Here is an 8,252-nt window from a genome sequence, read left to right on the forward strand (position 1 = left end):
TTATTTAAACCAGCCCCATGAGCCAGCCCATGAGCCTTACACTCTACCAAGCTGCAAAAGAAGTAGGACGCACCAAAGCTACTTTGCAAGAAGCGATTAAAAAAGGTAAGATTTCTGCCAAGAAAAATGAGCACGGACAGTATGAGATTGAGCCAGCAGAATTATTTCGTGTTTATCCTCCTGCCCCTGCGCCAGCCCCTGAACCTGACAACGCCTTACACCACCAGCCCCAAGACCAGACAGGAAAAATTAAGGAACTTGAGCTACAGCTTGACGCTGCCAGTGATATGAGAAAACAGCTTGAAGCGCGGATTGAGGATAAGAACGCGGAAATTGACAGATTGAATAATCAGAACATGCGGCTCACCGCTCTACTGCCTGCCCCTGCTGCACTTGTTGAGCCTAATACACCTTTCTTTAAGCGGTGGTTTGGTAAGGTGAAGTAACTTTATGCTTTAGTAGTTACTGGTTCAGCGTCTTTGTTCTCTTTTATAGAAGAAGAACAAAGACGCTGAACCAAAGTTACTTTCTTTTACTAGTTGGTTTATATAAACGCTTCCAGCCGTTTGGTAGCAATAGCATGATAGTTGCTGTCCAGTTCCATGCCTAAGTAGCTGCGCCCTATCATACGCGCCGCAAGTAAGGTAGTGCCGGAACCTGCGAAAGGGTCTAATACCAGTCCTTTCGGGGGGCAAAACGTCTCAATCAGCGGCAGGAGGATAGGAACGGGTTTTTGGGTCGGGTGCAGTTTATTGCCGCTGTACGTCCACTCAATCACGTCTCCAATGGTATGATGCGGCAGGGCAGGCTTGCCCTTCACCAGCAAATGGGCGCATTCATGCTGGTTACGCACAAAGTTTTTAGAAGAGGTATAGCGCTTAGGAAACGTGAAATGCCCTGCGATGCGAAAGCCCGCGCTGCGGTAAGCTTCTATGAATTTATCCGCGTGTTTATAACCGTAGAAAGAGACGCAAAAGCTGTTATCCCGTAAAATCCGGTACATACCGCAAAAGGCAGGCTTGAGCCATGCGGCATTGTTATCATTAGGAACTTTGCGCCCGTCCCGTGATGTGTAGTTGATAAGGTAGGGCGGATCGGTGAGGATAAAGTCCACGCTGCGGCTAGGGACATGCGCCATAATCTGAACGCAATCGCCATGAATTAGGGTATTGCGGCGGATAGTGATAGATACGTTGCTTGTGGCTGGGGTGGTAAGGGTGGTATTCATGCTTGCTACTCCTTAGTGGGTTTAGGGTTGATGTCTTCAACATCAACCCTTGCCACGTGGCGAACGCGGGGTAGCAGAGTGCAAGGGTTAGCATTCCTGCTTGCAGGAATTTTGGGGGTACCGCCGCGCAGGGCGCGGTGGGGGAGCCAAAACCCGTCAGGGTGCGCCCTTGCACGGCGCGAGGGCAGCGCCCTTAGTAAAAGAAATTAGCTGCAAAATATTTGGTGTATTTAATGCAGATACCAAATTTTTTGAGCACTAAGTAAGAAGCAACTTACCGCTCTTTATTTTTATTAGTAGCTTCTTGTCTTCTGCTCATAACTCCATCCTGCATCTTGGTATTGGGAGTTATGTTATTACTATTATCAACAAACTCTGGCTCTGATAATAGTGCAGCCTGTGTTCGCGCTTCAGCAGCATGGGGTTCTGCGGTTTTGTCTTTGTCTTTCACAAGCTGGGTAATTCCTCCGACAAGTGTTCCAAGCATAGTGAACATGCTATAGATTGATTGTTGGAATATGCTTGGCGGATACTCTGCTGCTGTCTTAAAATACTTGTTTATCCATTTATTATTAGCAATCTTTTCTTGAGGCAACGTATGCCCCATCACTATTCCGGTCATCAATCCCCAGAAGGAGCCTGCCATTATATATTTATAATTTTCAAAGGTGAATTGCTTCTTAGGGGCTTCTGCCAAAGCCTCTGGCTTCATCCGTGCAAACTCTTTCTCTTCTTTGGATTGCATACTATTCCTTCGAGTAGTAGATGCACCAGTCTATCAATGTTGACATAAAAATACTACATGAAATTTTTGTAGTCTTTTTATTTCATACGGGCTTGGGCTTGTGAACGGAAGTGTGCTGTAGCGAGTCTACCAGTATTCATGATTGGCTGACCCTCGCGTTGTGTGTGCGAAATGTGCTTATCCCAAAAACTTCCAATTAAACTGGCAAACATTGAAACACTGCCGCAGTGATGGCTTAATTCTAAAGCAAGCCGCTTTGCCTCTTCTCCCTCTACATAGTGATGTATCAGAAAAGAACCAATGGAAGCTATTAGAGCGTCTTTACTTAGTGTCTGAAAATAATCTCCGATATTATGCATCCATGTCATAGCCTGCGCTTTGGTGTGGGTTTCCACATGGGGCATTTCACCTAATTTGAAGTGATGATCAACCACAGCATCATGGTAATCCGTCCATTGATGGGAAGGTTCTCTGTCATAGGAAATACGAGGCTTAATAATATCCCGAGATGACATATCTACTCTCCAGGTAAAACTAGAATGATTGAAGGCAAAAAAAATACTAGTATGGTCTATGCACGCTTTCTACTGTCCAAACGTAACGAGGACTTTTTACAAACGTATTAGCCATCGTCGTGGTGCGATTGCATAAGTTCCAATGCTGCCCCTATCACCCCACCGCCAGCAAATCCTGGTAAAAATGTGGCTGCCCAACCTTTACCCGTTTTCTTCCTGTCTTGGAATGCGCAAGTGTCACATTCGTAGACATTTTCCAAGCCATTCCTTGCAACATAGTTAAATGCTTTTTCTTGATTGCATACAGGACAATGTTGTTTCATAGGTTCTCCTTAAGCAACATCTAGCCAGACGGCTCTTTAATAGAATTTAACAGCCTTCCTGGTAAGGCGAAAAAATGCGTACAAAATGTACGCAAAATCATTGAAAAATTGCTACGACTGTACTTTATTATTCTCTTGTCACTAAAAATTAAGGCTGTAAATATTCATTTGGTATGCTTCAAATACTCCTTACCCTAAAGCCAAGAGAAGCATTCCTGCTACATCTTTAACCTTTGTCAAGAACTTATAAAAGCAGAATTTTTGATAGTCTTCACATCTTCCATAGAAGCAGTTAAATGCATTTCTAAAGCAGCTTTTATTTTTCTAAAGCTTCCTTCCAGGCAAGCAGAAAATAATTCTTCGTGATAAGAATATGAAATATTCCGACGCTTTGTAAGGTAGGCAATTTCAAGATGGGGTATCCACAACTCAAAAAAACCTATATATGCCACCTGTTGTAAAAAAACAGCGTTTCTTTTGGGTATATCAGTACTGCCAAACGTAATTTTGGTATGAAGCATTCTATCTGCAAGGCTTCGGGAGTTAGAGTCCTCATTTTTAAAGCTATTTTTATATAGCTTATGAATACTCTTTATTTCATCCATTAATTCCTGATTATTATGCCCTTCTATGAAAGAACCAACAGAATTGATTTCAAACTCAAACCGTTCTTCTAAAAGCTTAGGAAAACTGTCAATGTCTGGAGGAAATAGCGCTAATATCGGCATCTCAAGCTTTTGAGATAACTTTTCCCTGGTGTCAGGGGTAAGCGCGGCTATTCCATATTCAATTTTTTGCAGGTGTTTACGCGATACCCCAACCAGATCAGCCAGTTCCTGTTGCGTTATATCTCTTTTATCTTTATCGCGCTGTTTTCTAACAATAGCACCGTACATTTTTTTACCAGACGATATTTCTGAGCACATATGCTGTTCGTTTTATCTCTGTGTCTTATTCTGATACTATAAACCTACGAGGGACGTATCACTTTATCCCTGTTGGGTTTCCTTGCGCGGTACTTTCCACATCAACCATGCATGAAAAACGTTTTTTACTTGCAGTGTGCCAGGGCATTACCCGTTTTCCTCTTGGATATTTATATCTTCAACACTTAGGACATTTACCTTATCTATATCAACTTTTAGATTTTCTAATTCAGGATTTTCTTCTGTATCCAGTAGAATTGGGGCTACTAATTCAGCGTATTTTATCTTGTCTCCATAGGAGCGCCAAACAATACTTGCATTTAAGTGAAACACCTGAGTAGCACCAATTTTTTTAATTCCTATAAATTGGGATTCTTTTAGTAGAACAATCGCACGGTGCACAGTGGTACGGCTTTTTCCCGTTACCTTCATTAAAAGCGATTGCGGGCAAGCAACCGCGTTATAACTGCTCATATGTTCTAATAGAAACAAAAAAATTTCCGTAGCGACTGGGTTTAAAGATGTCAGCTTTCTCAAGTTAGCAACTTCCCTGTCGCTTAGCTGCGTAAATCCGCTTCTGGTATAAGGACTTTTTTTCCGCTCCTCTGCTTCCTTTTCCTGCTGCTTGTCTTGGGTTGCATAGTCTCTTACTCTTGCTTCACCGTCTCGTAATAACTCACGTTGTCCAGGGGTTAGCATATCTACACCCTCATTTTCCTTATCTTTGCGTGTGGGCATCTTGTATCTTACGATGAAACATTGTTTTCTTATTATAAAAAAAATGTTTCATTTGGAATGATTTTCCTCTTGAGAAAATGAAACATCGATGTTTCACCCCATGCAATATATCAGTGTTTACTAATATTGATTAAGTATAAAAAGCTATAAAATTTGTACATAAATGTTTCACCCCATGAAACATACAGGTTGCATGGGGTGAAACGTTCTTAACAAATCTTAATCAATAAAACTTTTGTATAATACGGGTTTCAGCGATTTCGTTTTTCTTTCTCTCTTTTCTCTCTATCTTTATTATCTTTCTTTCTATATCAACGTGTTGGAAGACGCAGAAACGGAGTTTTAAAATACGGGTCTTGAACGAAGTCTAAAAGCGTGTTGGTAGAGCGGGATTGTGGTAAATGCACCGTCAAATAGTATTTGTACTTATTTGCTGCCCTCTATGCGTTTCTTTTGAAGTTGCATCAGCGCTTGGGATACCCGCGCCATGCCAGCCGTGGGGATACCGTTAATTTTTGGCTGCAAGTTCTTTGCTTTTTGCTCAAGCGCCTCCTCGGTCATCCGCATCGCGCGGGACTCCAGACGGCCATCATATTTATCGTCCATCGCTTTTTCTGCGCCGATCTGATATTCCGTCTCTACGAAAGTAAGGCAAAGAGCGGATGTGCTAAGCCATGTCCCTAGTTGCCAGTGCCCTGTGACAGTGAGTATCCCTGCTAGTACCACCAATAGCAGCGGTTCTATTACCCGTTGCATGGTTAGCTCGTCAAATGGGTACACTTGAACGGAGCGGATGCGCCTGGTGTAAAAGTGCAGCATCGGTAGTTTGAGAGGACGCTTTGAGCGCATCAGCCACATTAAATGGCTATCGCCGCGCGCACGTGTGTGGAGTTGCAAGTCTATGGGGATATCCGGCTCGGTTAGCTCCCTTGCGACGTGGTAATGATAAATGGCTAATATCCCCATCGCTACTGCAAAAAGTCCCATCATTTTATCGCCAGGAAACTTGTTGCCGAACCACGCGACAAAGTTAAAGCAGCCGGATAGCGACGCTAAAACTATAAATAGAAACTGGAAGATCCAGCCGCGCATCACCCGCTTGCCAATGCGGTATCTAAGAAAGACCAGAACGCTATTGCTTTGTATCCAGCATACGAAATAAATAACGCTGCGCACCTCTCTAGTGATAAAGAAATCACTAGGGTCATCATAGGCGTTAGGTTGTCTCTCGCCCCTGGAATTAGTGGGGATGATTTTTTTTCCTTTGCTGATATCTTCCTCCCCATCGTCATCGTCTCCTAATGCGTCAAAGTTGTCTGGCGAAACGAACATAAGCTTACATTGGTTCCTGTTGAGTTGAAAATTTCTGGCCGGAGCACGTAGCCGGTTACTATGCAGTTATTTTTAGTGCCGCCGCGCTTGAGGAAGCCGAACTCCCCGCTAACGATTTGGTGGCGTTCTTCTTGCGTGGTGCTGTTGCTTGTGCTCACGTTATTTGCATTGCTGTAGCTAAAGGAATCAGTTCCCTTTTCGGTCAGCATTTTACCGATAGCATTAGAGGCGAATAGGTTTGTTTCCGGGCTGGAATTGTAAAAAAAATACTTAGTGGAGAGGTTCTGCAAGTAGTCGTCAACCTGGTCGGGACTGTGAAAATTCATCGCCTGCATGTAGCCGCCTATGCCCTGCTCCAGGTAAACATTAATGCCTCGGTTACTGCGCACTTCCCTAAAATACTGGCTGTCAAAGGGGTGCGCAAAGGCGTGTGCTTCGTCCACCCATAGCACTGTCGGGCGCAATGAGGAAGCATCTGAAAATTTTCTTGCCAGAACTCTTCTCTGGTAAGAAAATTTGAAGGTGAATTGCGCCATCCTGCCTGCATTATGGTAGATGTTCGTAGGCAAGGACAGGATAACGATTTTACCGTGTTCTATTACATCGTCCGGCGTTACACTTGACTCGCCGGAAAGGATATAGCGCACAGGTTCCTCTGCCGTGAAAGCATCCGCCAGCACGGCAAACATCACATCAATGGAACTACGTGGTTTTACATCTAGCGTGGCATAATCCTTTGTCCAAAAATTTAGAATGCGTGAAAAATCTACCTTAGGGAGGTTGCCTTGTTCCATCTGCGCTTCTGCTTCGCAGATACATTGCCAGCACGTGCTGTTAGCTACCCATGCTTCACTGCTTATGTCCTCTGGCTGGGTCGGGGCGGAAAGCTGGATTTCGCGTAGCAGGGCAACCGATAAAGAACGGCCAGCGTATTTGGCAGTATCAATGCAGTGACGTAGCAATCTTTCAAACTGGTCATTCCAGAAGCGCTCCCCTTCGCCGCCGCTGCGCTCGCCCTCCTTACGCGATAACACTTTGGCGCAATCGCTTAAGTAGGTCGTGACGGAGGTAGTACCCTGTCCTGGTCGGCTTGCTTCGTACTGCAGGGGGTTAAAACGGTGGCGGGTGATGACGCCGTTTACATCTTCCCCGATCACAATTACGTCTTTCTCCCGTCCGGCGCTGGCGGCAATCTTACGCGCCAGGCGCACTTCGTCCGGTTTAGCGCATAGCCACACAAAACCGCAATCCAGCAACATAAGACACTGTGCGACAGTGGCAAGTGAACTGGTTTTTCCGCTGCCTGCCGCGCCGAATACTGCAATACCTGTAAAGCAGTCGCCTAGCGTTAACCAGTCGCCATGTCCAGTTAAATCCATCAATTGTGTGCTGCTATCCCACTTGTGGATAAATGGCGCTTCTATTTCTTTCGCCTGTTGCTTTCGCGGGAAAGGAACAGAGGAAGATGAAGTAATTAACCGCTTGATATTGATATTATTAAAAAAAGACATAACTGCCTTTTTTCGTAACTAGTGAATTACTTTATTACTATACCAACATTTTCTTAAAATGAGGAAATAAATAGGTAAAACTTTTGATAGTTTTATTAAAAATAATTAAATTAAAAGTTGGTTAGTATATGCTATTATTTTTGATAAAATGGTTAACAAAAGTCTGCATTTTGGAACTTCGGTTATTAGTAGAAGCAAGTCTAAACCAGATAATGCAGTAGCTGCCTGCGCGTATCGTTCTGGCAAGAATTTACATGATGAGAAATTGGATAAAACGCATAATTACAGTAATAAAAAAGGTATTATTTCAGCGGAAATCTTCGCGCCGGAAAACGCCCCTGACTGGATGCATGAAAATAACTGGTCGCGGTTTGGCAATGAAATTGAAAAAGCGGAAGATGGACATAACCGCAGAAATAGCGCAGTGCTGGCTAAAGACTTTCAGGTGGCAGCACCACGGGAATTATCGCGTGAACAGAACTGGCAGCTAGCGCAGGAGTTCTCCAAGAAAATCAATTCGCGCGGGTTAGCGGTGGCGACGGCTTACCATGAAACGAAAGCCAGCGACGGCAAGGATAATCCACACTTTCACTTCATGGTGCCGATGCGCGAAGTTGATGAGAATGGTTTCGGCAAGCGCTACCGTAAATTAGACGGGGTGAGGAAAGGTCAAAAAGCTGACCCTACAAGATATGGTGAGCAAAGCGAGATGATGAAGCTTAGGCGCGAATATTATCAATGCGTCAATAAAGCGCTTAAGGAAGCAGGGATAAAAGACGTTTACTATAGTCCTGAAAAGCAGGAAGGGAAAAAGCCACACTGGCATAAAGGTAAAAACCAGGCAGCGCTAGAAAAACAGGGCGTTAAGACCCGCGTGATTAAACATAATGAGCGGGTGGATATAGACAACACGCTGGAAGAACGCTACGGGAGG

The 8,252-nt window shown here is 44.1% G+C and carries 10 protein-coding genes; 2 read left to right on the plus strand and 8 right to left on the minus strand.

What is annotated here, in order from left to right:
• Positions 1–29: 29 nt before the first annotated feature.
• A complete protein-coding gene (locus tag AC5JM2_RS12955) occupies positions 30–446 on the plus strand; it encodes a MerR family transcriptional regulator (protein WP_495835284.1) in 417 nt (138 codons plus the stop codon).
• A gap of 98 nt (positions 447–544) precedes the next feature.
• Here AC5JM2_RS12955 and AC5JM2_RS12960 read toward each other — a convergent pair whose 3' ends face one another.
• The 8 genes from AC5JM2_RS12960 to AC5JM2_RS12995 form a co-directional block, all read right to left on the minus strand.
• Positions 545–1,228 carry a DNA methyltransferase gene (locus AC5JM2_RS12960; protein ID WP_495835285.1) on the minus strand — a complete coding sequence of 228 codons (684 nt, stop codon included), beginning with the start codon at positions 1,226–1,228 and terminating at the stop codon, positions 545–547.
• 274 nt (positions 1,229–1,502) lie between these two features.
• Positions 1,503–1,973, minus strand: coding sequence for a hypothetical protein (locus AC5JM2_RS12965; RefSeq protein WP_495835286.1), 471 nt, complete (start codon positions 1,971–1,973; stop codon positions 1,503–1,505).
• Between the two features lie 77 nt (positions 1,974–2,050).
• Positions 2,051–2,488, minus strand: coding sequence for a hypothetical protein (locus tag AC5JM2_RS12970; protein ID WP_495835287.1), 438 nt, complete (start codon positions 2,486–2,488; stop codon positions 2,051–2,053).
• Between the two features lie 107 nt (positions 2,489–2,595).
• Positions 2,596–2,811 (minus strand): hypothetical protein, encoded by a 216-nt coding sequence (locus AC5JM2_RS12975; protein WP_495835288.1) that lies wholly within the window; start codon positions 2,809–2,811, stop codon positions 2,596–2,598.
• A 236-nt stretch (positions 2,812–3,047) separates the two neighbouring features.
• Positions 3,048–3,707 (minus strand): helix-turn-helix domain-containing protein, encoded by a 660-nt coding sequence (locus tag AC5JM2_RS12980; protein WP_495835289.1) that lies wholly within the window; start codon positions 3,705–3,707, stop codon positions 3,048–3,050.
• 177 nt (positions 3,708–3,884) lie between these two features.
• Positions 3,885–4,475: a replication/maintenance protein RepL gene (locus tag AC5JM2_RS12985; RefSeq protein ID WP_495835290.1), complete on the minus strand. Its 591-nt coding sequence runs from the start codon at positions 4,473–4,475 to the stop codon at positions 3,885–3,887.
• Between the two features lie 426 nt (positions 4,476–4,901).
• Positions 4,902–5,807, minus strand: a complete 906-nt coding sequence (locus tag AC5JM2_RS12990; RefSeq protein ID WP_495835291.1) for a hypothetical protein — start codon at positions 5,805–5,807, stop codon at positions 4,902–4,904.
• Complete coding sequence (locus tag AC5JM2_RS12995) at positions 5,774–7,318, minus strand: type IV secretory system conjugative DNA transfer family protein (protein WP_495835292.1); 1,545 nt, start codon at positions 7,316–7,318, stop codon at positions 5,774–5,776. The genes AC5JM2_RS12990 and AC5JM2_RS12995 overlap by 34 nt, the downstream gene beginning before the upstream one ends.
• A gap of 148 nt (positions 7,319–7,466) precedes the next feature.
• Between AC5JM2_RS12995 and AC5JM2_RS13000 the strand changes: the two genes are divergently transcribed.
• A partial coding sequence (locus AC5JM2_RS13000) for a MobA/MobL family protein (RefSeq protein ID WP_495835293.1) occupies positions 7,467–8,252 on the plus strand: 786 nt, incomplete at its 3' end.

The organism is Brasilonema angustatum (assembly GCF_059505445.1).